Source organism: Lacticaseibacillus zhaodongensis, assembly GCF_009687905.1.
Classification (GTDB): domain Bacteria; phylum Bacillota; class Bacilli; order Lactobacillales; family Lactobacillaceae; genus Lacticaseibacillus; species Lacticaseibacillus zhaodongensis.
This window is the reverse complement of record NZ_BLBG01000007.1, coordinates 24,083-49,282: the sequence shown is the minus strand read 5'-3', so window position 1 is coordinate 49,282 and position 25,200 is coordinate 24,083. Positions and strand designations below refer to the sequence as shown.

The 25,200-nt window shown below is 55.6% G+C and carries 18 protein-coding genes and 1 pseudogene; 10 read left to right on the top strand and 9 right to left on the bottom strand.

Features of this window, described 5'->3' with window-relative positions:
- Positions 1-2 precede the first annotated feature (2 nt).
- From GN107_RS06710 to GN107_RS06685, 6 genes are all read left to right on the top strand, one after another.
- Positions 3-638 carry a TetR/AcrR family transcriptional regulator gene (locus GN107_RS06710; RefSeq protein ID WP_155286959.1) on the top strand — a complete coding sequence of 212 codons (636 nt, stop codon included), beginning with the start codon at positions 3-5 and terminating at the stop codon, positions 636-638.
- 77 nt (positions 639-715) lie between these two features.
- Positions 716-1,081 (top strand): YxeA family protein, encoded by a 366-nt coding sequence (locus GN107_RS06705; RefSeq protein WP_230678567.1) that lies wholly within the window; start codon positions 716-718, stop codon positions 1,079-1,081.
- A 161-nt stretch (positions 1,082-1,242) separates the two neighbouring features.
- Complete coding sequence (locus GN107_RS06700; RefSeq protein WP_155286958.1) at positions 1,243-2,970, top strand: ABC transporter ATP-binding protein; 1,728 nt, start codon at positions 1,243-1,245, stop codon at positions 2,968-2,970.
- Entirely contained in the window at positions 2,963-4,720 is a 1,758-nt protein-coding gene (locus tag GN107_RS06695) for an ABC transporter ATP-binding protein (RefSeq protein ID WP_155286957.1), read from the top strand. The genes GN107_RS06700 and GN107_RS06695 overlap by 8 nt, the downstream gene beginning before the upstream one ends.
- 330 nt (positions 4,721-5,050) lie before the next feature.
- Positions 5,051-7,825 (top strand): cation-translocating P-type ATPase, encoded by a 2,775-nt coding sequence (locus GN107_RS06690; protein WP_155286956.1) that lies wholly within the window; start codon positions 5,051-5,053, stop codon positions 7,823-7,825.
- A gap of 537 nt (positions 7,826-8,362) precedes the next feature.
- On the top strand, positions 8,363-8,587 hold the full coding sequence (locus GN107_RS06685) for a cold-shock protein (RefSeq protein ID WP_155286955.1): 225 nt from the start codon (positions 8,363-8,365) through the stop codon (positions 8,585-8,587).
- Positions 8,588-8,669: 82 nt separating this feature from the next.
- On the opposite strand, the gene GN107_RS06680 is transcribed toward GN107_RS06685, so the two are convergent.
- A complete protein-coding gene (locus GN107_RS06680; protein WP_155286954.1) occupies positions 8,670-10,316 on the bottom strand; it encodes a 6-pyruvoyl-tetrahydropterin synthase-related protein in 1,647 nt (548 codons plus the stop codon).
- A 325-nt stretch (positions 10,317-10,641) separates the two neighbouring features.
- On the opposite strand from GN107_RS06680, the gene GN107_RS06675 reads away from it, so the two are divergent.
- Both GN107_RS06675 and GN107_RS06670 read left to right on the top strand, forming a co-directional pair.
- The gene (locus GN107_RS06675) at positions 10,642-11,343 is read left to right on the top strand and encodes an ABC transporter ATP-binding protein (RefSeq protein WP_155286953.1); all 702 of its coding nucleotides are present in this window, start codon (positions 10,642-10,644) and stop codon (positions 11,341-11,343) included.
- Positions 11,344-11,352: 9 nt separating this feature from the next.
- Complete coding sequence (locus GN107_RS06670; protein WP_155286952.1) at positions 11,353-13,968, top strand: ABC transporter permease; 2,616 nt, start codon at positions 11,353-11,355, stop codon at positions 13,966-13,968.
- Between the two features lie 1,169 nt (positions 13,969-15,137).
- Here GN107_RS06670 and abc-f read toward each other — a convergent pair.
- From abc-f to GN107_RS11490, 4 genes and pseudogenes are all read right to left on the bottom strand, one after another.
- Positions 15,138-16,688, bottom strand: coding sequence for a ribosomal protection-like ABC-F family protein (gene abc-f, locus GN107_RS06665; RefSeq protein WP_155286951.1), 1,551 nt, complete (start codon positions 16,686-16,688; stop codon positions 15,138-15,140).
- 314 nt (positions 16,689-17,002) lie between these two features.
- A complete protein-coding gene (locus GN107_RS06660) occupies positions 17,003-17,623 on the bottom strand; it encodes an SDR family oxidoreductase (RefSeq protein ID WP_155286950.1) in 621 nt (206 codons plus the stop codon).
- An 88-nt stretch (positions 17,624-17,711) separates the two neighbouring features.
- On the bottom strand, positions 17,712-18,236 hold the full coding sequence (locus tag GN107_RS11375; protein ID WP_155286949.1) for a nitroreductase family protein: 525 nt from the start codon (positions 18,234-18,236) through the stop codon (positions 17,712-17,714).
- Between the two features lie 41 nt (positions 18,237-18,277).
- Positions 18,278-18,457, bottom strand: a pseudogene (locus GN107_RS11490) (nitroreductase family protein); the annotation flags it as partial.
- A gap of 155 nt (positions 18,458-18,612) precedes the next feature.
- Between GN107_RS11490 and GN107_RS06645 the strand changes: the two are divergent.
- Both GN107_RS06645 and GN107_RS06640 read left to right on the top strand, forming a co-directional pair.
- Positions 18,613-21,159: an excinuclease ABC subunit UvrA gene (locus GN107_RS06645; RefSeq protein ID WP_155286947.1), complete on the top strand. Its 2,547-nt coding sequence runs from the start codon at positions 18,613-18,615 to the stop codon at positions 21,157-21,159.
- Positions 21,160-21,261: 102 nt separating this feature from the next.
- Entirely contained in the window at positions 21,262-22,314 is a 1,053-nt protein-coding gene (locus tag GN107_RS06640) for a zinc-dependent alcohol dehydrogenase family protein (protein ID WP_155286946.1), read from the top strand.
- 79 nt (positions 22,315-22,393) lie between these two features.
- On the opposite strand, the gene GN107_RS06635 is transcribed toward GN107_RS06640, so the two are convergent.
- The 4 genes from GN107_RS06635 to GN107_RS06620 form a co-directional block, all read right to left on the bottom strand.
- Positions 22,394-22,555 (bottom strand): hypothetical protein, encoded by a 162-nt coding sequence (locus tag GN107_RS06635; RefSeq protein WP_155286945.1) that lies wholly within the window; start codon positions 22,553-22,555, stop codon positions 22,394-22,396.
- On the bottom strand, positions 22,552-23,169 hold the full coding sequence (locus GN107_RS06630) for a DUF1700 domain-containing protein (RefSeq protein ID WP_155286944.1): 618 nt from the start codon (positions 23,167-23,169) through the stop codon (positions 22,552-22,554). The genes GN107_RS06635 and GN107_RS06630 overlap by 4 nt, the downstream gene beginning before the upstream one ends.
- Entirely contained in the window at positions 23,156-23,479 is a 324-nt protein-coding gene (locus GN107_RS06625; protein ID WP_155286943.1) for a PadR family transcriptional regulator, read from the bottom strand. Before GN107_RS06625 ends, GN107_RS06630 begins: the two co-directional genes overlap by 14 nt.
- 248 nt (positions 23,480-23,727) lie before the next feature.
- Positions 23,728-25,143, bottom strand: a complete 1,416-nt coding sequence (locus GN107_RS06620; protein ID WP_155286942.1) for an aldehyde dehydrogenase family protein — start codon at positions 25,141-25,143, stop codon at positions 23,728-23,730.
- Between the last annotated feature and the right edge of the window lie 57 nt (positions 25,144-25,200).

Sequence of the window (25,200 nt, the reverse complement as noted above, 5' to 3'; positions counted from 1 at the left end):
GCATGGACACAAGTGAGATGGGTTTGTTCGCGGACCTGCATGTTTTCGATACGATGACCACCAAGCAGGTGCAAATCATCCGCGCGGCAATCGACGTGTTTGCGGATAAGGGCTACGCTAATTCGAGCACGCACGAAATTGCCAAGCGTGCGCACGTGGCGGAGGGTAATATTTTTGCGAAATTCGGCAGTAAACGGGGCCTGTTGCGGGCAATTATTGACCCGGTGATCCAGTCGATTTTCCCCCAAACGATTGATGGTTTCCTGAGAGAAGATTTTCGTGCGGACTACGCAACACTCGACGAGTTTATCAACGCGATGGTGCGCAACCGCATCGATCTAGTCCGCAACAACAAAAAGGTCCTGAAGGCTTTTCTCAGCGAAATCATCTACAACAGCGATAATTGGGACCGGTTAAAACAGGAGATGCCGCAGGGCTACTGGACGCGGATGTACACCTTATTTGACCGCTTGAAGGCTGCGGGCGAGCTGGTGGATTGGCCCGACCAAGACATCGCCCGGGTGCTCTGGTCGAACTTTGGGGGCATGCTCGCCGGCTACTTCTTCTTTGACCAGAAACTTGATGACCCGAGCGTGGCCATCATGGTCGCCAGCTTGGTCAAAGCACTGCGCCCCTAAGCCCGCAGCTGCAAAATCGGGCGGAAGACCGAGGCGTGTGCAGTCACGAGCTGGCATAATCATGTTTGAGGTGAAGAATGATGCGGAAAATTGTGATTGCGGTATCGGCATTGCTAGTGGTCTTTGTTGCCGGCGGGCTGTTTTGGTACGGTCAGTCTAATTATGGTGGGCAGACCTACTACACCCAGGTCACTACTGACGGCCAGCAAGTGGTCGATAAGGCTAAGTCTGGTGAGCATTACCGGGACTATGCCTACACTTTGAAGGGCTACACGCAGGACGGCCAGGGCAAGACGCTCCACTTTAAAGCTAACAAAGAGCGGCCACTGCGGCGCAATGCTTACCTGAAGCTGGTCAACAATGACAAAAAAGGTGTTATCAGCTGGCAGAGTGTTGCCAAGAAGGACGTGCCTGCAAAGGCGCTCGCTAAATTAAATCAGTAATCAACAACATTAAAGATTGGGGGGCCGGCAGCCGTGTAGTTGCCGGCCTCTTTTTGGCTAATGGGGGAATTAGCGGTCTGCAGTTGGCAGCTTTTCCAAAATGCGGGCATTTGTGCTAAATTAGACAAAGCTAAGTGCTTTCTTAACTGTGGAGGAGAAAAATGAAAACTTTGTGGCCATACTTGCGCCGGTTCTGGCGCGCAGAGCTGGTTGCGACCATTGCGACGATCATCATGGCCTTTGCATCACTGTGGCAACCACACTTGCTGCAACAGGTAATGGCAGCCATTATCGCGAACCGGCAGCAGCAGGTCTTACATCTGGGAATCGAGCTCATCGTGTTTGCGGCCCTCGGCATCGTTGCCGGGGTCGTGAACACGGTCTTTAGTGCGCGCGCCGCCGTGGGGATTGCCACCGCGCTGCGCAGTGATCTTTACAAGCAGGTGCAGTCGTTCGCGTTCGCGGACATTGAGACTTTTGCCGCCAGTAAGCTCGTTGTGCGCATGACCAACGACATTAACCAGGTGCAGGGCATGGTCATGGCTGTATTCCAAATCGTCGCGCGGGTGCCGATTATGTTCATCGGCGCGCTGACGCTGGCCCTACTAACGGTGCCGTCACTCTGGTGGCTGCTGGCCATCATGCTGATTATCATTGTCGTTATCGCCATCGTGGGCATGAAGCGGATGAGCAAGTACTTTGGTGCCATCCAGGCCCGTATCGACGACGTCAACACGATCGCCCGGGAGAACCTGATGGGTGTGCGCGTCGTGAAGTCCTTCGTGCAGGAGGACGCCCAGATCAAGCAGTTCACCAGCGCATCCGACAAGATGAACGCGCTGGCAATCAAAATCGGCTACACCTTCTCCGTGATGATGCCGGGCTTCTTCCTGATTGGTTACCTCGCAATGGCGACCGCTATTTTGGTCATCGGGCAGAGCCTGCGCGTGCACCCTGCGTACTTAGCAGCCGTGGCCAGCTTCACCGGTTACCTGATGCAACTGCTCATGGCGGTAATCAATGCTAGTTTCATTGCTAGTGGGACCACCCGGGCGTTCGTGTCCCTGGGGCGGATCGGCGAGGTGTTCGCACACAAGCCGAGCATGCACTATCCGGACGTGCCGGTAGTTAACCTCCCTGGTAGTATCGAGTTCGACCACGTGGACTTTTCCTATCCGGGTGCCAGTCAGCCAACGCTGCACGACATTAATTTCAAGGTCGCCCCTGGGCAGATGGTTGGGATCGTTGGGGCGACTGGTTCCGGCAAAACCAGCCTCGCCCAGCTGATTCCGCGGCTGTTTGACGCGACCAAGGGCGTGGTTAAGGTCGGCGGCAGCGACGTGCGGACCCTCGCCGCGGGCAGCTTGCGGCAGACCGTTGCGATGGTCATGCAACGCTCAACGCTGTTTTCCGGAACGATTGCCAGTAACCTGCGCCAAGGCAAGCCGGACGCGACCACGCGCGACATGCACTGGGCGGCCGATATCGCCCAGTCGAGCGAGTTTATTCGCCGGCTGGACGCGGGCTTTAACGCCCAGGTCGAGGAACGCTCCGCCAACTTTTCCGGTGGGCAGAAGCAGCGCCTGGCAATCACCCGTGGCGTCATCGCGCACCCGAAAGTCCTGATCATGGACGATTCAACGAGTGCCTTGGATGCGCGCAGTGAGCGCCTCGTGCAAGAGGCCCTCGATCGCGAGCTCAAAGACACCACGACCGTGATCATCGCCGAGAAGATCGCGTCGATCATTAAGGCCGACCAGATTTTGGTCCTCGATGGGGGCCGCTTGATCGCGCGGGGCACGCACAAAGAATTGTTAAAGACCAGTCCGGAATACCGGGCAATTTACCAGACCCAGAAAGCACGGGAAGGGGTGTTCGCAGATGCATGATTTAAAAGTAGCCGGGAAGTACTACTGGCATTATTTGCGCGCTTACCCCTGGCAATTCCTGGGCATCTTGGTGGCGGTTATCTGCTTTGCTACCTCACTGGCCGTTGCACCAACCTACATGGGGGCCGCGGTGCGCGACCTGACTGATTATCTGCGCAATGGCGCCAGCCTGAACCAGTTTTATCGCGACCTGGGCATCATGACCCTGCTGTACATTTTTTCCTCACTGGGCGACTTCAGTACGTCCATGTTCATGTCCTGGATCGGCGGGGTGGCGACCGGCAAAATGCGGACGGGGATGTTCCGCAAAATGCAAAAAATGCGTGTCGAGTATTTTGACACGCATAGCGATGGTGACATTCTCGCCCGTTACACCAGCGACCTCGATAATATTTTCAACGCCATGAACGAAGCCTTTGTGCAGCTGATCTACAGCATTGCGCAAATTCTCGGGATCGTAATCATGATGTTCCATAATAGTGTGCCCCTGGCCTTCATCACTATGGCGACAACGCCGCTGGCCATCATCATTGCAGCGGTCAACATTCACCAGGCGGGTGTGGCGGTTGACCGCCAGCAGGATGATATTGGCGACCTGAACGGGTACATCAACGAGCAAATCACCGGCCAGAAAGTGATCATCACTAATGGTCTGCAGCAAGATTCCATCGCCGGTTTTGAGGAGCGCAACGCCCGCGTGCGGGAATCCTCACTGCGCGGGCAGATTTGGTCCGGCGTGCTGCAGCCACTCATGAACGGGATGATGCTGCTGACGAGCGCGGTGGTCATCTTCTTTGGTAGTTGGTTCGTGCTCCAGGGCGGCCTGCAAACGGGAGTTGGCCTCGCGCTGATTGTTGCCTTTGTGCAGTACGCGCAGAACTACTTCCAGCCGATTGTTGCCGTAACTAGTGTCTACGTGCAGATTCAGCTGGCCATCACCGCCGCACGCCGGATCACGCAGGTCCACGAGCAGCCAGAAGAGAAGCGGCCGGAGCCGGGATTAGCTGTCAGCACGGTCCACGACGCCCTCACGATCGAGGATGTGCACTTCAGTTACAATCCGGGCACCGAGGTCCTGCACGGCGTCACCATGACCGCCAAGCGCGGGCAGATGGTGGCTTTGGTTGGACCGACTGGTTCCGGCAAAACGACCGTGATGAACTTGCTCAACCGCTTCTACGACGTTGACTCGGGGCGCATTTGTATTGATGGTGTCGACATCCGGACAATGAACCTAGACGCGCTGCGCAAGACGGTGGGCATCGTCTTGCAAGATCCGCAGTTGTTCACGGGCACGATTCGCGCCAACATTAGTTTTGGCCAGCCTGACGCGAGTTTAGCGGCCGTGCGGGACGCAGCCAAGCAGGCCAACATTGATGACTTCATCATGAGCCTGCCGGATGGTTACGATACTGAAATTAGTGATGAACAATCCGTTCTGTCCACGGGGCAAAAGCAGCTGGTCAGCATCGCCCGCACGATTTTGACCAATCCGCAGTTGCTGATCCTGGACGAGGCCACCAGTAACGTGGACACGGTGACGGAGGAACGGATTCAAAAGGCGATGGACAACGTGATTGCTGGCCGCACCAGTTTCGTCATCGCGCACCGTTTGAAGACGATCCTGAACGCGGACCGGATCGAGGTGCTGCGGGACGGGCGAATCATTGAGGCCGGCACGCACGCCGAGTTGTTAGCGAACAAGGGCTTCTATTCCAGCCTGTACCGTAACCAGATGGTATTTGATTAAGTTCATTACCAGATTACGGTCAATTCGGGCGCAGTATTTGCAGTCCGAAGTTGCAACTAAACGAGATGTTTAAGCGTCTTGGTCCTCGGCCGCAAACGGGTTGAGGGCCAACGTTGGCTATAGCTTAATTTTGGCGTCGGCGCTGGCCTTTTGCCGGCATCTTTACGGCTTAATGAGAAAGCAAAATGCCGTTATAGCAAGTTTTGCAACGGCTTGCTAAGATTGCTGCACAGAATTAGCTGTAAATTGAGCCAAAGGTGTTAGAATACATTTATCAAAAGAAGCCGTCGGTGTGTTTAAGGCCGCAGTGCTTATGGGAGTGATTATAGAATGGGAAAGATGGCGAAAACACCACAGGAGATTGCGCAGGAATCACAAGCGCAGGTGTTTGCAGACCTACAGACCAGTAAGGATGGTCTTTCTGCCGCTGAGGCTAAGGACCGTTTTGCAAAGTATGGTTCTAATGAGATTCAGAAGGGTAAAAAGAAATCACAGCTGAAGGCGTTTCTGAAGAACTTCACCAGCCTGATGGCAATCCTCCTCTGGGTTGGTGGTATCATCGCCATTGTTGCCGGAATGCTCGAACTTGGGATCGCAATTTGGTGCGTTAACATCATCAACGGGGTGTTCAGTTACTGGCAAGAACACGCCGCCCAGAAGGCTACTGATTCACTGATGAAGATGCTGCCAACCTACGTGCACGTTCGGCGTGACGGCAAGCTGGTCCAAGTTGAGACCACTGATGTTGTTCCTGGTGATGTCTACGCACTCCAGGCTGGCGACAGTGTTCCATCTGATTCAGTTCTGATCGAGGCCAGCTCGATGCAGGTTGATCAGTCTGCGTTGACTGGTGAATCTGTTCCTGAAAGCAAGAGCGTTAAGTACGCACCTGGCGAAGGTGAGTTCGCTGAATCGAACGTTATCTACGCCGGGACCACAGTTGGCGCTGGGACTGCGGTTGCCATTGCGGTTGCAACGGGGATGGATACTGAGTTCGGTAAAATCGCTAAGTTGACCCAGACGTCTGAGAAGACTGATGGTCCACTGTCAATTGAACTGAACCGGTTGACCCAGCAGCTGTCAATGATCGCCATCGGAATTGGGCTGGCGTTCTTCGTGCTCGCGGTCACAATTGTGCACTACCCGATGGCGCAGGCTTTCATCTTCGCACTCGGGATGATCGTTGCCTTCATTCCGGAAGGTTTGCTGCCAACTGTTACCTTGTCACTGGCCCAAGGGGTTACCCGCATGGCCAAGAAACACGCGTTGGTCAAGGAATTAAACAGTGTTGAAACTTTAGGTGAAACTACGGTCATCTGTTCCGATAAGACCGGGACCTTGACCCAGAACCAAATGACGGTTAACCACATCTGGTTGCCTTTCCGTGAATTCGGGGTTACTGGGACCGGTTACGTCGCTAACGGTGACATTAAGTACCGGGGCCACAAGGTCAAGCTTGACGAACAGCCCGAGTTGAAGCTATTGCTGGAAATCTCAGCACTCGATAACGACACCCGCGTTCAACAGGGTGAAGATGGGGCTAAGCTTTTAGGTACACCTACCGAAGCCGCAATGATCATCATGGCGGAAAAGGCGGGGCTCAAGGCCGATGAGCTTGAAAAGCAACACCCACGGGTCAAGGAACTGACTTTTGATTCCGAACGGAAGCGGATGACCACCATCAACAAGTTGCCAGACGGCGGTTTGCGGGTCAGCGTTAAGGGTTCACTGGGGGATATCATGACCCAGTGTTCAACCATTCTTGACCGGGATGGAGTTCGCAAAATTACCGATGCGGATAAGCAGCGCGCAAGCAAGGCGGAAGCGGATTACGCTGAGGCCGGTTTGCGGACGCTTGGGGTTGCCTACCGGGATATTCCGGCTGACCAGGTCCCAGCATCAATGAACGACTTTACCATTAAGAACACCGAAATTAATTTGACTCTGATTGGGCAGGCCGCAATGGCGGATCCAGCCCGGCCAGAGATTTTCGATGCCGTTAAGGAATGCCACCGTGCATCCATTCGCATCATCATGGTTACCGGTGACAGTCCCGTGGTTGCCCGGAACGTTGCCGCACAGATTGGCATTGTTTCCAGTCCTAAGGCGCGGGTCATCACCGGGTCCGAACTCGCTGACATGAGCGAAGATGATCTGAAGGCCGCGTTTAAAGAGGAATTGATTTTTGCCCGGGTTGCTCCTGAGCAGAAATACAAGATTGTTTCCACCCTGCAGGACATGGGTGAAATTGTTGCCTCAACCGGTGACGGTGTTAACGATGCCCCAGCCCTCAAGAAGGCGAACATTGGGGTTGCGATGGGTGTGACCGGGACCGATGTTGCTAAGGATGCCGCCGATATGATCCTCACTGACGATAACTTTGCTTCCATCGTTGCCGCCATTGAGGAAGGCCGGACCGTTTACAACAACATCCGGAAGTTCCTGACTTACATCCTGAACTCTAACGTTTCCGAAGCGATTCCGTCAGTTCTGTTCCTGCTCAGCCGCGGCGCTATTCCACTGCCACTGACAGTTATGCAGATCCTGACCATTGACCTTGGGACCGACATGCTGCCAGCACTGGGTCTTGGTGCTGAAGCTGCTGAACCAGGAATTATGGACAAGCCACCGCGTCCCCGTAGCGAACACCTGCTGACCAAGAGTGTTACCTGGCGGGCCTTTGCCTGGTACGGGATGCTCGGGGCATTAGTATCATCAGCTGGTTACTTCTTCGTTAACTACATGCACGGCTGGCCAAGCGTGCCCCTCGCTGCTAGTGGTCCGCACTACATCGAGGCAACCACGATGACGCTGGCTGGTGCCGTGTTTGCCCAGATTGCCGCGGTTATGAACTGCCGGACGCAAGACGCATCTGTCTTCTCGATCGGTTTGTTCAAGAACCACAGAATTAACCTGGGGATCATGGTCGAAATCCTGATTCTGGTGGCCCTCATGTACGCGCCACTCCTTCAAGACGTCTTCCAGACCGGTCCACTCTACTGGCAGGAATGGTTATTCCTGGTTGTTATCCCGTTCCCAATCTTCTTTATTGAAGAGCTCCGCAAGAAAATTGTGCGGGATCACACCGACAAGCCGGTTATTTAGCATTTAGAATTAACAAAATGTTTGCATGAGAATCGTCTGCAGTCACGTGAAGTACGTGATTGCGGGCGATTTTTTGTCCGGAGCTGCGAGACTGGCTGCAGTTGCCAGTGAGCACTGGCGGTATGGCTGCACGGTTCATCAGCTTACTAGGCTAAACTGTTAACAGGGCCACTGGCATGGCTAATAAGGGTTTGGGGCTCCGAATAACGGCTGTGGTGTAGTTGATAGGTGTAACAGGCGTAATTTTATCTGGAAACAAAGTGTGCTCAAATTCTGTTATGGTAGCATTTGATAACGATTATGAGATTGCAAAAAGATACTTGTACTTGTTATAAGCTAGTGGTATAAATTAAGTGTAAGTCAAAGTGTACCAATCTTTAACTGTGTGTTCGTAAGCGCGGATGCCAGTTATGACACGATCTGTGGGGGATTGATTGGTACACGATTACTACCACCAATGCGTAAAGTTTCCTTTTGAGAGCGCCTTGTTGGGAGTATTAGTTTAGGTTAAATCACACCGAGAGGCAGGGGTTTAACATGACGGACGGAACGGTTGAATGGTTTAGCCTAGATAAAGGTTATGGAATGATTAGCACTGATGACGGAATGGAAGTCTTCATGCCTTATTCGGCGGTGTTGGGTAACGGAGTTCGTTATCCTGAAGCTGGGCTGAAGGTCCGTTTCAATATTCAGCAAACGAGTCACAACTACATGCACGCTACCGGCGGCATGCGGGCTTGTGACGTGGCCCCAGTTGATTAGATGGGTTCGACTCGCTTAAAAATGTAAGTTATTAAAAAAAGGAAGTTCGCTAAGATTATGCGAGCTTCCTTTTTCGTGTTTTTTAGATACTGGCGTGTTTGGGTTTACGCATGCTTGGTGTGAGGTAGCGGCGCCGCAGGACCGGGAACAGGCCCCAGAGAATGAGCGTCACCAAACTAATGATGCGGGCAAAAATGGTTGTTCGTGAATTGCGGTAGGTGATGGTAATGTGTGCCGTGCCGTGGGGCAGACGTACGCCCGTCATGCCATCAACGCTGCTGGTCGCGATTGGCTTACCGTTGAGTTTTACCAATTGGGAAGCGTAACGGTAGACGCTGGTGCGCAGGACCTGGCCGCTTCGACCGTGGTTCGTGACGGTGAAACTGGCGGTGTTTTGCGTGTAGTGGGCGTGCAGCTTTTGGACCTTGCCGGCGAGGCGCGGCCGAAAGTCGGTCACGTAGGCGGGGTTCAACGCACCGTCTGGGCGGTAATCCTCGTGGGCGTAGTTTTGCATTTTGCCTTCGAGCTCGTTGTCGTTATAAACCAAGCCAGAGGGGAAGAACATTGCGGTTTGGGCACGCACGGCGTGGAAGCTGGTGTAGTGGACGCTCAGTAGTGCGCCCGTCAGCAGTAACAGCGTGAGGCCATAAGCGTAAGGGCTGTGGACCGCGGGCAGGTGGCTGCAGGCAATGTAGAGCACGAACAGGGTCGTGAAGGCGTTGAGCCGCCAGATGAACTGGATGCTGGCGACTGGGGTCTTATCAAACAAGGCAATTGGGAACAGGGTGGTCAGCAGCAAAATCATCCCCAGTGCCGTGGCTAGTAGGGTGCGCTCGACACCATTTAGTTTGCGGAACTGCGTTAATGCGTAAATGAGTGCGATGAGCACGGTGATGCCCAAGCCGTAGTGACTCCAATCGTTGTTCAACGAACTGGTGAACAGAGCACTCGGGCTCAGGACGCCGCGTTCGAGTAAGTGGCGGACGGGCAGCGCAACCTTCTGCGCGCGGGACATCTGCAAGAAGGGCAGGATAAAGGCCAGGCTCAGCAGTACGGTCATTCCGGCTGCCTTGATCCCGGCCGTGATGCGCTGCAGGCGGTGGTCCATCTGGGGCAGTGCGAGGACGGCGAAGATGGCGCAGAGAATAACGCTGAGTGCGACCGTCAGCAAGTGCGTGTACAAAATCAGGGTCATCCCCGCAGTTAGTAGCGGCCATTTGCGCCAGTTGCCGCGGAGCACTTGGTAGAGACCCAGAAAGGCGATCGGCAAAAACAGTGCGCAAAGTGTCTCGCCCAGCGCCCCGCGCAGGAAGACGTTAACCGACCGGTAAGCCGCGAAGGTGTAGACAGACGCAAAAACGAGGGCGGCAGTGCGCTGGTGCTTCATGGCCATGAAGGAGTAGTAAGCACTGACCGCGGTGAGGAAAGTGATCAGCACAATGAACAGCTTGTAACCCGTTGCCAGGCTCCCGGTCAGTTTGACCAGTAAGTAGGCTGGGTAAATGGTCAGCCAGGGGTAATAAGGGTTGATCATGTTACCGTGGTGGGCAAAGGTCAAGAAGTTGACCGGACTGTGCCACACGTTGCCCATGCTCAAGATGCGCCCGAGGTGAAAACGGGTGTCCTGGGGGCCCGCCAGTCCACTATTAAAAAGGGGAAAGCAAAACAGCAGGCTGATGACGAGCAGATATGTAATGACAATGGCGTTGTTAAGTACACGTTTATTCACGAAAATTCCTCCGCTGAAGTTCAGGTGTGACGCCGCTGGGTGACGCCACGAATTAAAACAAGCCTACCCCCGGCCAAACGGCGGCGCAAGGGCGTAGCGGCATTTTGCTAGGTACGGGTCAGCTTCTGGTAGCCAACGTATTAATGATAACAAACGTGCTTGGCTAAGAACATGCCAATCATTGCTGTAGCGACCAGTCGTACTAATTTTGGTAGCTGTCACCCGGAACCCCCGCACTTTTGGGCAATGCGTGGTATATACTTATTACAAACTACGTGGCTGAACGGCGGCAGGGTCCGTTTTGACCGTGAACAGGAGAAACGATATGGCATATATTGAAGTGCGACACGAATTCAAAAAGTACCAGATGGGCGACACCGAAATCATCGCCAATAATGACCTGAGCTTCGATATTGAGCGCGGCCAGCTGACGGTCATCTTGGGCCCCAGCGGTGCGGGTAAATCAACCGTCCTGAACATTCTCGGCGGGATGGATAGCCCCACCAGCGGCCAAATCGTGGTCGATGGCAAGGATATCGCGACCTATAGTGCCCGCCAGCTGACTACATACCGGCGTCAGGATGTGGGCTTTGTGTTTCAGTTCTACAACCTGATCCCCAACTTGACGACCTTGGAAAATGTGGAGATGGCCACTGCACTGACTAGTGACGCGCTGAATCCACAGGCAACGCTGGAGTCGGTGGGGCTCAGTGCGCGTTTGGACAATTTCCCCGCCCAGCTTAGTGGTGGCGAGCAGCAGCGGGTGGCAATCGCCCGGGCGCTGGCCAAAAACCCGAAGCTGCTCCTCTGCGACGAACCGACCGGCGCGCTGGATTACCAAACTGGTAAGGCGGTGCTACGCTTGCTTGCTAGTGCCAGCCACGAGCGCAACGCCACGGTCGTCATCATCACCCACAACGCCGAGATCGCCAAAATGGCCGACCGGGTGATCCACATCAATGATGCCCAGGTCCGTAGCGTGACCGACAACGCCAACCCGTTGCCCGTCGACCAGATCGAATGGTAGGTGCGTGCGATGCAGAATAAGATGTTAAACCGGATGCTTCGGCGCACCATTAAGGATACTAAGGGGCGGTTCATCGCCATCACGCTCATTATTATGCTGGGCGTGCTGATTTTTGTCGGGGTCAAGGGCATCGGCCCGGGCTACCGGGATAGCGCGACTCGCCAACTGGACAGTGCCCGGCTTGAGGACTTGGCCGTCAGTAGCACCGCCGGCCTGACCAAAAAGGATGTGGCGCGGGCCAAGCGGGTTAAGGGCGTCACTGTTGCCGCTAGCAAGAGCACCTTTGCGCTTGCGCAGGGGGATGAGTCCGTTGTTAACGTGCTGGGCTACCGGAACAATCGGGGGCTCAACCGCTTGATCATGCGCAGTGGTCACCTGCCGCAGCAGCGGGACCAAATCGTGCTGGATCAACACGCCCGAGAATACGGTAATTACAAGCTTGGCGGGCGGTTCACACTGAAACCGACCAAAACTTTGCGCCGCCGCAGTTATACGATTGTCGGCTTTGCGGACTCGCCACTTTACATCAATAATAATTACGACCGGGGCAATGCCAATATTGGTAGCGGGACGGTCGCCTATTTTGCGTACACGCAGCAGCGCAATCTCAAGCTGAACGTGTATACCAGCATTGCCCTGCGCCTCAAGCAGCGGCCGGCTGGTGATACATATGGCGCTGCCTATAAGCATGCGGTCGCCAGCAAGCGGCGCGACCTACAGCGAGCGTTTGCTGGGCGGGCCAGCGCGCGCAGGACCGAGCTGCGCCAGCAGGCATTGGCACCGTTAGCTAAGCAGCAGGCACAGCTGGACGCACAAAAAGCAAAGCTGACGCAGGCGCAGCAGGCTGCGGCCGGCATGCCGGGAGCGGCGGCCACGTTGACCGCACAAAGCCAGCAACTAGCCGCGGCCCAGCGGCAACTGACGAGTGCGCACGCGCGGGTCGTGCGAGCCATCCCCAAGGTTGATTTCACTTACGCCGAGCGCAGCGACCTGATTGGCTTCAGTGACTACGGCTCCTCGGCTGACCGCATCGCGGCCATCGGGGACGTGTTCCCCGTTTTCTTCTTCCTAATTGCGGCACTCATCACCTTCACGACCGTTAGCCGGATGGTGACTGAAGACCGGACGCAGCTGGGCACTTTGAAAGCCCTAGGTTATTCTGGGGCGGCAATTGCTCGGAACTACTTCCTGTACGGACTGTTTGCGGCCATCATTGGCACGATTTTGGGCGTGCTCATTGGGCAACAGGGCTTGGTCCGCTTTGTGCTCCTTATCAGCAAGGCCAACATCTTCACCACGCAGGTCATCTTGCCGCAGTGGGGCGACATTGGGCTGGCGACATTGATGGCGCTGCTCGCCACGGTTGGTGCCGTGGCCGTGGTGGCACCAAGCGAACTGGCAACCAAGCCGGCGGAACTAATGCTGCCCAAAGCACCCAAAAACGGCAAGAAAATTCTGCTCGAGCGGATTCGGCCCCTCTGGCGGCGTTTCTCCTTTAATACGAAGGTGTCCATGCGTAATCTGTTCCGCTTCAAGTCACGGATGTTCATGACCATCATTGGCATCGCTGGTGGGGCCGGACTAATTCTGACGGGTTTTGGCATCCGCGATTCGATTGTGGGCAGCTCGGCGGCGCAGTTTGGCGGAGTTTTGCGTTATCAGGCCACCGTGCGCCTGGACAAGCCGGCGTCCGCAAGCAAGGCCAAGCACGTCCTGCGCCAAAATGCAGCCTACAAGAGTACGCGGAGTGCCGCCAGCGACGTGGTGACCTTGGCGCGGAAAGGCAACAGCGTCGCGAGTGTGACCATGATTGCCCCTAGCAGCAGCAAGAATTGGCGCGAATACGTCCGCTTAGACACGATGCGTGGTAGGCACATTCAGCTACCGAAGCGCGGCGTGGTGCTGACGCAAAAGGCGGCGGACATTTTGCACGCCCAGACTGGCAGCCGGATCAGTGTCAAAAACAGCGCTGGCCGCAGTGTTTCCGTCCGGGTGGCCGCGGTCAGCCGCAACTACACCGGGCACTTTCTCTACATGAGTCCAGCCGCATACCAGCACACATGGGGCAAGCCGGTGCCTCGCAACAGCCTGCTGGTCAAAACTAAGCACATGCGCAAGTCCGCGGAGCGGCAACTAGCCCGGCAGTTACTCAGTCGTGGTGGTGCGGTTAATACTAGCTACATGAGTGATTCGCTGAGCACCATTCAAGATATGAGCAAGAGCCTCAATTCAGTTGTCCTCATCATGATCTTGCTGTCGGGATTGTTGTCCTTCGTTGTGCTTTACAACCTGACCAATATCAATGTTTCCGAACGCATGCGCGAACTGTCGACCATCAAGGTGCTGGGCTTCTATGATGGTGAGGTCACACTCTACGTTGGCCGGGAAAACATTGTTCTCACCATTGTCGGCATTATCTGCAGTTTCGGGGTGGGTCAAGTACTGACCCGTTTCATTCTGCAGCAAGCTGCATCCGACACGATTGTTTTCCCCGTGATCATCGGTTGGGAGGGCTACGTGGCGGCGACCATCCTGACGGCGGTGTTTACCGCCATCGTCATGTACGTGACGCATGTCCGGTTGAAACATGTGGACATGCTCGAAGCACTAGCAGCCCGCGAATAAGCAAAAGCTACGGCTGTCTGTCTGGAAACTGTCGGGCTGGTCGTGCGTCTTCCTCCATTTCGCTGGTGGCAGTGACGACAGGCATGCTGGGGCACGGATCCAGCTTTGACCAGGCCCGGGTCAAAGCTTCCTCCTTAGCTACTAGCCCGCCCGTGTTTTCTATCTGGGCCTGGCAAGCTAACTAGCAGTATTTTTAACATCATTGGCGGTCTCTCCGCTATCCCCGACAAATAGTAGTGGTACACCCGCAAGACCCGCAGGAATACCACTACTATTTGTCGTTTCAGCATGGTCACTCCCGCCAGCTTCATTCCAGAAGAGGCGCGCCCAGCCCTACACTGTCGGTTGATAACCACAAAGCGTAATGTTCACCGTCCGGGCGCACTCGAGGTTAATATTGCTGTACCATCAATCGCTAGGGTCTCTCCTATTTGAACAAGTAGGAATATCGTCAATTTGGCCTAGCCTTCTATAATGCGTAAGACCATTTCGCGTTTTTTGGTTCTTTAGGCAATTAATAAGCACTGTGTGGTATAAGTACATCCATGTTGGGCGGTGAGGGTGTCTACGGAGCGGAGACACGCGACCCGGTGCATGGAGCTGCCCCGTGACGCAGCGGGAGTAAATACCCCCACCGCCCTATTTGGACGCTCTAAATTACCAGGTGAATGCTAGGTAATTACAATATCAAGCAATTTGTATGGCAACTTTCCGAATTATGGAGGCATGCCGTTACACCATTGCTTAGGTCCTAATAATAATGAGATGGTAAAACTGACTCTGAGTTTAAGGATAACAGTGAGCATAATTACTGTGTACTTGTTGATTGACAGTGTAGGGCTGGGGCGCATCTTTCGGGAGCGGAGCTGGTGGGAGTGACCATGCTGAAACGAACAATGAAGTTAGTTGTCTTGCGGGCTTTGCAAGGCTACTAACTTCATTGTTCGGGGAAAGTGGAGAGACCGCCAATGATAGTATTGGCACTGTCTGCAAGCTTACCGAAAGAGCTAAATCAACACAGGCGGGCTCGGAGCTCAACCGGAAGACTTGGCGAATTTTGCCAAGCCTGAAGGTGGCCCCAGCATGCCTGTCTGTCACTGCCGCCAGAGTAGCGGGAGGAAGATGCGCCCCCAGCCCGGCAACACCCACCGCCCGGCCTTTCAGGGGCTTCAGAGCTGCATTGGTTTCAGCTCCACGACCTTGCTTGCCACCGCGTCAATGAAGTGCTGGTCGTGTTCCGTGATCAGCATCGTCGGTTGCACGGACTTGATGACCGCCGCAATCTGGTCCTGGTTGAACACGTCCAGATAATTGAGCGGTTCATCCCAGATGTAGAAGGCGGCGCTGGTGGCCATGCTGGCGGCTAATTCCACCTTCTTCTGTTGGCCGGCTGACATCTGTTCGATCGGGACGGTGAAGGTGCTGCGGGGCATGCCCAGCTTGTGCAGGTTGTTTAACAAGTCCTGGTAATTGAGCTTGCGGGCCGCCGCAAAGCGTTGTAGCGGGCCGCGGTTGTCCGGGTAGAATTGGCGGACGAGGGCGCGGCGGGCACCAGCTGTGAGGTCAATAGTGCCACTAATGGTGCCAGCAAAAGTTGGGGCGTCCTGGCCCGTAACCGTGCTACTGGCCGGTGCTTGCCGCAAAATTGCCGCCAGCAGCGAACTTTTGCCCGCGCCGTTGGGACCGACCAGGGCGACCCGCTCGCCGCGTTTGACCGTGAAGCTGACGGGGGCAAATAGGGGCTGGTTTCCGAACTGCAGGGTGACATTTGCCACCCGCAGCAGAACTTCGTGATAATCGGGCTCGTAATCCAAAGCTAGTGGGTCAAGATGTTCAACGTTCTGGAGCAGTGCTTCCTCCGTGTGAATTTGCTTATCCATCCGGTGCTCAAGGTTCTTGGACTTTTTCATCATCCGGGCGGCGCGGGCGGTAACGAAACCGGAGTGGCCAGTGCCGCCGCTGCCCTTAACGTGTGGGTCGCCATGAATGTCGTTCTCGCGGCTGAGCGCCCAGTCCTTCTTGTCGTGGGCACTGCTCTTGAGGCGGGCGATGTCCTTGCGTAATTTTGCCTGCTCGTCTTCCTCGGTCTGGTCGCGGCGGGCTTTTGCGTGCTCATAAGCGCCAAAATTACCCTGTGTGAGCACGAGCTGTTGCTTTTCAATGCTGAGGGTGTGGTCCGTGGCGGCGTCCAGAAAGTCGCGGTCATGGGCGATGACGATGTAGCCGCGCTTTTGGCGGGCTAGGTAAGCTGCGACCTGTTTGCGGCCGGCAATGTCTAAGTGGTTGGTGGGTTCGTCGATCAAGGGGAAGGCGTTGTGGTCGGCGAACAGGACGGCCAGCAGCAGTTTGGTCTGTTCCCCGCCCGATAGGCTCGAGTAGGGGCGGTAGAGTGCATCTTCGGCAATGCCAAGCGCGCCTAGTTCCCGTTCCACCTCCCATAATTCCGCGTTACTGATGGCACTGGCTACTTCCCAGGCGTCGCGCTCCGGGTCGCTAACGGGTTGCGGAAAGTAGGTCGGCACCTCCGGAAACTCGATCCGCGTGTCGCTGCTGCCGTGCAGCTGGCCCTGCAGCAGGCGCAACAGGGTGGTTTTACCGCGGCCATTGCGACCCGTTAGTCCGAGGTGCCAGCTACTGTCGAGCTGAAGTGATTGTTTGGTGAAAAGATTATCCTGGCCCGGGTAGGCGAAGGTGAGATTGCTAATTGTGATATTCGACATGGATGCCTCCTGGAACGCGGAGCGACTCTGCGTTCTGGCAGCGCTAGTGGGTGCTGATATTGCGGCTACTTGTTGGGGAGATTTTGCTGCCGTGCACTTTTGCAGGCACGAAAAAAGGCCCCAGAAAGTCTGCGGGCCCATTGTTGCGGAACCCGACCAGAGAGTCTAAGCAAGCAGTCAAAACAGCACACTATGCCCCATAAAGGGTAACTAGCGTAATGTTCAGACAACTTACTTAGTTCTTCAATGGCCGATTCCTCCGTTCAATTTGTTGCTTACTTTGTACCACGCAACGCCAGGCGTTGTCAAGCAAGCTAGATTGCTTTGACCGCCTCCGCGATTGGTGTCTGACCAGCGTGCATGGTGATGACCTTGCCGATGGTGTTATCCGCGTGAGCTAGTTCAGCGAGCACTGCGGCCACGTCGGGGATGGTGTTGCTTCCGGCTTCAGGGGTGAAGGAGGTGGTCCCGGTTGCGGGTAGTTCTTGCAGGGTGCCGGGCTGCAAAATTGTGTAGTCCAGGCCAGATTCATGCACTAGGTACAGGTCCGCGTAGTGCTTAGCGATGTAGTAATCCTTGATGGCGGCAATGCCAGGATTATTCCACTTGCTGCGGTCGAGGGCAAAAGCGGCACTGAGCATGATGTAGCGTTTAACGCCCGCCATTTCCGCTGCCTGCATGGTTTTGATGGCCCCGTCGAGGTCAGTCCCCAAGTTGTCCTTGCCCCGCGAGCCGGCAGTGAAGTAGACGGCATCAAAGCCATCTAGCTGCGGCGCAATTTCGTTGGCCTCAGCGTGCAGGTCCAGCTGCAGCTTGGCGCCGGCGTTGTCCTGCGGGTGGCGGGAAGCAGCAACGACCTCATCCCCCTGTTTCTCCAAATCGTTAACAAGTTCTTGGCCAACGCGGCCACTGGCGCCAATCACGATAATTTTCATAATAGTTTACCTCCATTTGGCTTGCGTGCTCGCAGGGGGCGAGCACCGACATTAACAACGAGTTTAGACAATTAACGCGGCAGTAATCTTAGTCCTGCGGCAATTCAAAGCCTTGCGCCGCCAAGATCCGGCCGATTTCGTCGCGGTGGTGCAGGCTGGCGGTGAGGTGGGCGACCATTGATTCGGTATAGCTGACGTCGCGCTGGTTCCAGCTGCGGCTAGCGTAATAGTTACGCACAGTCGCATCATAATCTGCCAGTGCGGTTTTATCCACTGGTGGATAAGTATCAGTTCCGACCACTAGTTTGTGCGGCAGCCGTGGCTTAACTTCCGGATCCTCAGCGGGCACCCCGATTTTCATGCCCAGCAGCGGGAAGGTGTAGCGCGGCAGGTGCAGCAAGTCGATCATGCGCTGCGGATCGTTCAGGATGCTACCAAGGTAAACACCGCCCAAACCGCTGTGCTCAGCTGCGCTCAGCATGTTCTGGGCGGCAATGGTGACGTCAAAGACACCGCCGAGCAGTGCGTCCCAGTTGGTGAGCTGGTGGATCGATTCACCGCTACTTTGGACCAGCTGCACGTTGCGCGCTTGGTCGAGTACGAAGACGTACAACTGGCCGGGCCAGCGACAAAATCGTAGGTGGTCACGGCAGCAATTGCCTTTAACAGGGCGGGATTGCTGATGCGAATCAGAGAAAACTGCTGCATGAACTTGCTGGTGGCACTGGCCTGGGCGACGTTTTCAAGCTCGCTTAATTGGGCCTCGCTGAGGGCTTCATCTTTAAATCGCCGGATGGACCGGTGCTGTAATGCTGATTGATCAATTTCTGCCATGACTTTTACTCCTAACGGTTGATTAATATTGGGTGTGGTTAGCGGTCAAATCGAGCTGGCTGCCTTTTGGCTCGGGTCCCCGCCAGCGCTATACTTGAGCTAAACGACGCGGATTAACCGCCCGCGCTTTCTTGACGAAGGGGAGACGAACTTACATGCATAATAGCACGATTCCACAATATATTCGCGTGCGTGGGGCACGGGTGAACAATTTGAAGAACCTGAATGTCGACATTCCGTTGCACCAGTTGGTCGCAATCACAGGGCGGTCGGGTTCCGGAAAGTCATCGCTGGCGATGGGCGTTCTGTACGCCGAGGGGATGCGCCGCTACGTGAGTGCGTTGTCCACCTACACGCGCCGGCGCCTCGGCCAGACGGGCAAGCCGGACGTTGATGACATTGACCACATTCCTAGTGCCATCGCGCTGCGCCAGCGCCCCAGCGTGCCGGGGAACCGCTCAACGGTGGGCACCAGCACCGAGGCGCTCAACGTCTTGCGGCTCGCCTTTTCCCGGCTGGGCTCGGTGCGCTGTCCGAACGGGCACCAGTTGCCGCCGAGTCGGGCAATCGCCCAAGCAATGGACCTGCCGAACAAACCGGGTAGCGGCATGGGGCAAATTACTTGTCCGGAGTGCGGCGTGCAGTTCATGGCCTTTAGCGCCGAGGATTTTGCGTTCAACGCAGCCGGTGCTTGCAAAAATTGCGGTGGGACTGGGCTTGCGCAAACGCTGGCGGACGACCGGCTGATTCCCGACCCCAGCAAGACGATTCGGGAGGGCGCCGTTGCTTCCTGGCGGCTGCCCGGGCGCAACTTCATGCACATTGTTGTCCAGCAGATGGGCATCGACATCGACACCCCGTTCCAGGATCTGCCCCAGGAACAGCAGGACATCGTTTGGAACGGTCCGCGCAAGAAGTATGCGATCAATATTCCGAGCAAGAGCGGCAAAATTTTCCACATGGATAACGCCCAGTTTGAAAACGCCCGCGCCGCGGTGACCGACAGCATGGCCACCACGACTAACGAGCGGGCCATCGCCCGGCTGAGCCGCTTCTACCGCTTCGGTACCTACCCCGTCTGTCACGGCAGTCGGTTCCGGCCTGAACTTTTGCACCAGCTGCTGGCCGGGAAGAACATCGCTGAAGTGAGCGACCTGACCCTCAGTGAGCTGAAGGAGTTCATTCCTAAGGTTTACGAATGGTTGCCGACCGACATGCAGGAACTAGCTGAAGACATTTTGTCCGAGCTGGAGCAGATTCTGCGGCCCCTGCTGGAACTTGGGCTGGGTTATCTCAGCATCGGCCGTGCGGGCGCGAGCCTGTCGACTGGTGAACTGCAGCGAATTCAGCTCAGCCGTACCTTGCGGACCAAGACGACGGGGGTGCTCTACGTTCTGGATGAGCCGTCAATCGGTTTGCACGCGGCCAACGTGCAGGGTCTGATCGACGTTATGCACGGCTTGGTCGCGCAGGGTAATTCCGTAGTGGTAGTTGACCATGACCCAACCATTATTGCGGCGGCGGACACGGTGTTGGAAATTGGCCCGGACGCCGGTGAACGCGGTGGTGAGTTGGTCAACCAGGGCACCCCAACGGCTATTGCGCAGGCGCCAAGCAGTTTGATTGCCCCGTTTCTGACCGGCAGCGGCAAGCTGATCGTGCGGCCGCAGCGCAGCCAGGAGGAGCTCGCCGCAGCCAAGCAGTACGGTGTGCGGGTTAGCGACCGCTTCAACTTGCATGACCTGACGGCTAGTTTTCCGGTCCATGCCTTCAGCGTGGTTTCTGGTTTTTCCGGAGCCGGTAAGTCGACGCTGATTCTGGACGCCCTAATTCCCGGCCTGACCGCGACCAAGACGCAGCCCGCACCGGATTACGTTGCGCAAATTCAGCGTGGCGGCCTCAAGCGGGTCGTGACCATTGATGCCACCCCCGTTGGCAAAAACGTCCGCTCGACGGTTGCGACTTATACTGACATTCTGGACAAGTTGCGTCAGCTATACGCGCAGCAGCCTGCCGCTAAGGAGTTCGGTTACACCACCAGCAGTTTTTCCTATAACGTGGCTGCCGGCGCCTGCCCAACTTGTGGCGGGACCGGGCAGATCAACCTGGATATTCAGTACCTGCCCGACATGCAGCAGGAGTGCCCGACCTGCCATGGCCGGCGCTACAATCCGGAAGTGCTGCGCGTTAAGTGGCACGACTACTCCATCGCCGATATTTTGGACCTCTCCGTGAACGCAGCGTTACCGGTGTTTAAGGATGAGAAGGGGATTGCGGCGACCTTACAGATCCTGCATGACATGGGCTTGGGCTACCTGCACCTGGGTGAAAGCACGCCAACCCTGTCTGGCGGCGAGGCGCAGCGCCTCAAGTTGACCGCGCACATGGGGCGCAAGCAAGCCGGCACTTTGTTTGTGTTTGATGAACCGTCAGTGGGCCTGCACCCGCTGGACGTCCAGGTTTTGCTCGCCGTTTTCCAGGGGCTGCTGGATCAGGGCGGGACGGTGCTCGCAATTGAACATGATCTGGATGTGATTGCGAACGCCGATTACTTGCTTGATATGGGTCCGGGCGGTGGCAGTGAGGGTGGCCAAATTGTGGCGAGCGGGACGCCGCAAGCCGTAGCTGCTGCTGGTCAGGGGAGCACTGCCAAGTATCTGGCGGAACATTTTGCCCGCTTCGGTGTTACCACCCAGAAATAAGTACAATTTTGGCACTAGCCCTTGCCTTAGAGTGGACTCTAAGGGGTATTCTAGATGTAGTGATAGTAATTCGTCCCTAATTGATTGAGGAGGAAACAATTTATGGCAACATCAAAGACAGCAGTATTCATCGAACCAGGCAAGGTGGAGGCGCAGAACTTGCCCAAGCCAACAATTAAGGACCCTGGCGATGCCGTGCTCAAAATCGTCCGCGCCTGTGTTTGCGGATCAGATTTGTGGTGGTTCCGCGGCATCAGTAAGCGCGCCGGCAACGTTGCGGTCGGCCATGAGGCAATCGGGGTCGTTGAGTCTGTCGGTAAGGACGTCACTAACGTTAAGCCCGGCGACTTCGTAATTGCGCCCTTCACCCATGGTTGCGGGCACTGTGCCGCTTGCCTGGCTGGTTTCGATGGCGACTGCATGAACGTACCGGACGCTGGCGAACCAACTGGCTACCAGGCCGAGTACTTGCGCTTCGTTAACGCTAACTGGGCATTGGTCAAAATTCCTGGTCAGCCTGAAGACTACACGGATGAACAGCTGAACGACCTGCTCACCCTGTCCGACGTCATGGCGACCGGCTACCACGCCGCTGCTACCGCCGAAGTTAAGCCTGGCGACACGGCAGTCGTTGTTGGGGACGGTGCCGTTGGTCTGTGTGGGGTGATTGGCGCCAAGCTGCTTGGTGCTAAGCGCATCATTGCGATGAGTCACCACGAAGATCGGGCGCAGATGGCCAAAGAATTCGGCGCTACCGACATCGTTTCCGAACGCGGGGATGCCGCCATCGCCAAGGTCATGGAGCTGACTAATAATGCCGGTGCGGACGCTGTCGTCGAGTGTGTCGGCACCGAGCAGTCTGTTGACACAGCGCTGCAGGTTGCCCGTCCTGGTGCGGTTGTTGGCCGGGTCGGGATTCCGCAGAAGGCCGAAATGAACACTAACAAACTCTTCTGGCGCAACATTGGTCTGCGCGGCGGGATCGCCTCAGTGACAACTGACGACCGCGCCCGCCTGCTGGACGCAGTTTTGCAGGGTGAGATCCATCCCGGGAAGGTATTCACCAAGTCCTTCGACCTCGATCATGTTCAGGAAGCTTACGAGGCAATGGACAAGCGCGAAGCTATTAAGTCACTATTGGTCGTTAGCAAGTAATTTAGTGCCAGGGGCTATAAATCCGCATAGGTACAGCAAAACCCACATGCAGCACGCATGTGGGTTTTTGTTGTTTTGTTTAATTGAACTGCACAATGTCATACCAGTGGCCGTGGTCGGTGTAGGCCGCACCATTGAAGCCGCTCAGTGCGAAGCCTAAGAGTGCGATGACGATGCCTGCAGCCAGCAAACTAAAGCCAATTTTGAGGGCTGCGAAGCGCCCGCTTGTTAAATGCCTCATGCTAGAGCCACCTTTCTGTCAGTGAACTGTTTGCTCAGCCAGTGCCAAAGTAGGGTGTGCGCCTGCAGGAACCAGCTGCCAAGTTTGTAGGTCACGTAGCCAGCAATGATGGCAACACCACAGAGGGCGATACCGACGCCGAAGTCGCTCAAGCCCATGAATGGCGCGTGGATGAAGGCGAAGGGACTGGCGCAGATGGCAATAATGCCGCCGAAACCGAAACCACCGGCAAGGCATAAGCCGGTGAAGGGGATGCACCAAAGACAAATTTCCGCCGCGAGTAGCACGCCCAAGCCGGCGAGGAGGATGCTGCCCCAGAGCGGGGACCCGATAACCAGTAGGATGATCACCGGCCAGTTCAACTTGCGGTGCCAAAGTGGCTGCGGGTTTGGCGCAGTCCACGTTGCACTTTGACCAGTCCCGGCGGCAATCGCATCGTAGACGATGGTGCCCGGATCACCAAGTTGGGCGACGGCATCATCCTCGGAAGTACCGTCTTCCATCGTGTCTAATAACATTTCGTCGTAATAAGCGACGATGCGGTCCACTTCCGCCGGTGCCACGTAACCCTGCAGCCCGGTCCGTAGCCTGATATCAAAATCACTCTTCTTCATTTTGTTCGCTCCTCTGAATATACGCGTGGATTGTTTCTAGCTGTTCCCAGTCAGCGAGAAACTGCGTGATGCTCTGCTTGCCCTGCTCCGTGACGTGGTAGTATTTGCGTTCCCGCCCGTTGTGGGTTTGGCTATAAGTGCTAACGCGCCCGTCAGTTTCCAGGCGTTTCAAAATCGGGTAAAGCGTGGATTGGGTCAGCCCCAGTAGTGCTGGTGAATCCTTAATGATTTGGTAGCCGTATGAATCACCGTGCCGCAAGGTTGCCAGCACGCTGTACTCAACTAGACCCTTCTTAAGTTGACTGTCCAATCTGATCACCCCGTTTACGTTCATACTATACAATGCAGACTATCAAAATCGAATCGGGCTTAGGACCTAAATGTTGAGTGCGGAGCAGATTTTGCTAGGTTGTAGACCTCAGCTTCGACCGGTGGGCCACTCCGATGGGGTAGTAAGCTGCAGAAGTGGAAATGGCTCCGTTCTGTGGACAAAAAAATCCTCCGGCACCGTAGTACCGGAGGATCAATGAATTGATTAACAGCTAAATTCGGGAGAAATTACTTGGCGCGGATAACTGACCGGAGCTCGTTGATGAATTCAACAGGGTGCCGGGTTGGGCGCGCAACGTACTTGATGTTGAGCAGGTCGTAAGTGGACAGGTTGTGGGAAATGGAGTTCTTCCCGTAAGTCCCAGTGCCCAGTGTGAGTGATGGGGTGAGGCCGTTGAAGAGGCCACCGATCCCACCAAGTGAACCTGGCTGGTTGATCAGGATGCGACATGCTGGCATCTGCGCGCCGAACTTGTCGACCACGTTGTTGTCCTGCGTGTGCAGAACGGCTGTGTGACCAAGACCACCGTAGTTGAGCAGGCCAAGGCAAATGGAGAATGCGGCTTCCTGGCTGCTTGCAACGTACATGGATAGAACTGGGGACAGCTTCTCGCCTGAGAGTGGGAAGTTAACGCCAATGCCATCAAGCTTACCGATCAGCAACTTGGTGCCAGCAGGAACCTTGATGCCAGCCAGTTCAGCAATCTTTTCGGCAGTCTGACCAGCAACCGGGCCCCGAACAGTGTGGCGGTTAGGGTCGATGACAGCTTCGGAAAGCTTTTCAACCTCGTTGTCAGGAACAAAGTAGGCGCCTTGCTTCTCGAATTCTTCCTTAACGTCGCGGAGGATGTCGCGGTCGATGACAACACTGTTTTCGCTGGCACAGATCATCCCGTTATCAAAAGTCTTGGAAAGCATGATGTCGGTAACGGCAGACTTGATGTTAGCAGTCTTTTCAATGTAAACAGGAGCGTTACCAGGGCCGACACCCAAGGCAGGCTTACCGGTTGAGTAAGCAGCCTTGACGAGGCCAGGGCCACCGGTAGCGAGCACGATGGCGATGCCAGGGTGGTTGAGCAGAGCGTTGGAAGCCTCGATGCTGGGGTCAGAGATCCACTGCACAAGGTTCTTAGGCGCACCGGCTGCGACTGCGGCTTCTGCCATCAGCCGGGCAGTTGCAACCCCACACTGCATTGCTTGTGGGTGCAGACTGAAGATGATGGCGTTCCGGGTCTTGAGGGCCAGGAGAATTTTGAAAATGACGGTTGAAGTTGGGTTGGTAACAGGAGTGACCCCGGCGATGATACCGAGTGGCTCTGCGACCTTGTCAACCTTCTTGGCTTCATCTACACCGATGATGCCGACGGTCTTGTCATCCTTGACTTGCTTCCAGATGTACTGGGATGCAAAAATGTTCTTGATGGCCTTGTCTTCGGTGTTACCACGGCCGGTTTCCTTGTAGGCTAGTTCTGCAAGGTCCTTAGAGTGGGCAGCAGCGGCGTTGACCATTGCCTGACAGATCGTGTCGACCTGTTCCTGACTGAAATTCTGGTATTGGTCAAAGGCGAGCTGGGCGTTGGCAACTAATTCGTTAATTTGCTTGCTTGCGCTGGTCTCTTTTTCCAAAGTAGCTGTATCTGGCATTTTTATCTTCCTTTACAGATTGACTTAGGTTTACAAGGACTATAATAAGGACTTTTC

Excerpts from the sequence above, each read along its gene's own strand:
- GN107_RS06630 (WP_155286944.1), bottom strand. The coding sequence starts at position 23,169 with ATGAAGAAGAGTGATTTTGATATCAGGCTACGGACCGGGCTGCAGGGT.
- GN107_RS06635 (WP_155286945.1), bottom strand. The coding sequence starts at position 22,555 with ATGAGGCATTTAACAAGCGGGCGCTTCGCAGCCCTCAAAATTGGCTTT.
- abc-f (WP_155286951.1), bottom strand. The coding sequence starts at position 16,688 with ATGTCGAATATCACAATTAGCAATCTCACCTTCGCCTACCCGGGCCAG.
- GN107_RS06660 (WP_155286950.1), bottom strand. The coding sequence starts at position 17,623 with ATGAAAATTATCGTGATTGGCGCCAGTGGCCGCGTTGGCCAAGAACTT.
- GN107_RS06645 (WP_155286947.1), top strand. The coding sequence starts at position 18,613 with ATGCATAATAGCACGATTCCACAATATATTCGCGTGCGTGGGGCACGG.
- GN107_RS06620 (WP_155286942.1), bottom strand. The coding sequence starts at position 25,143 with ATGCCAGATACAGCTACTTTGGAAAAAGAGACCAGCGCAAGCAAGCAA.
- GN107_RS06705 (WP_230678567.1), top strand. The coding sequence starts at position 716 with ATGATGCGGAAAATTGTGATTGCGGTATCGGCATTGCTAGTGGTCTTT.
- GN107_RS06640 (WP_155286946.1), top strand. The coding sequence starts at position 21,262 with ATGGCAACATCAAAGACAGCAGTATTCATCGAACCAGGCAAGGTGGAG.
- GN107_RS06685 (WP_155286955.1), top strand. The coding sequence starts at position 8,363 with ATGACGGACGGAACGGTTGAATGGTTTAGCCTAGATAAAGGTTATGGA.
- GN107_RS06675 (WP_155286953.1), top strand. The coding sequence starts at position 10,642 with ATGGCATATATTGAAGTGCGACACGAATTCAAAAAGTACCAGATGGGC.
- GN107_RS06700 (WP_155286958.1), top strand. The coding sequence starts at position 1,243 with ATGAAAACTTTGTGGCCATACTTGCGCCGGTTCTGGCGCGCAGAGCTG.
- GN107_RS06710 (WP_155286959.1), top strand. The coding sequence starts at position 3 with ATGGACACAAGTGAGATGGGTTTGTTCGCGGACCTGCATGTTTTCGAT.
- GN107_RS06690 (WP_155286956.1), top strand. The coding sequence starts at position 5,051 with ATGGGAAAGATGGCGAAAACACCACAGGAGATTGCGCAGGAATCACAA.
- GN107_RS06695 (WP_155286957.1), top strand. The coding sequence starts at position 2,963 with ATGCATGATTTAAAAGTAGCCGGGAAGTACTACTGGCATTATTTGCGC.
- GN107_RS06670 (WP_155286952.1), top strand. The coding sequence starts at position 11,353 with ATGCAGAATAAGATGTTAAACCGGATGCTTCGGCGCACCATTAAGGAT.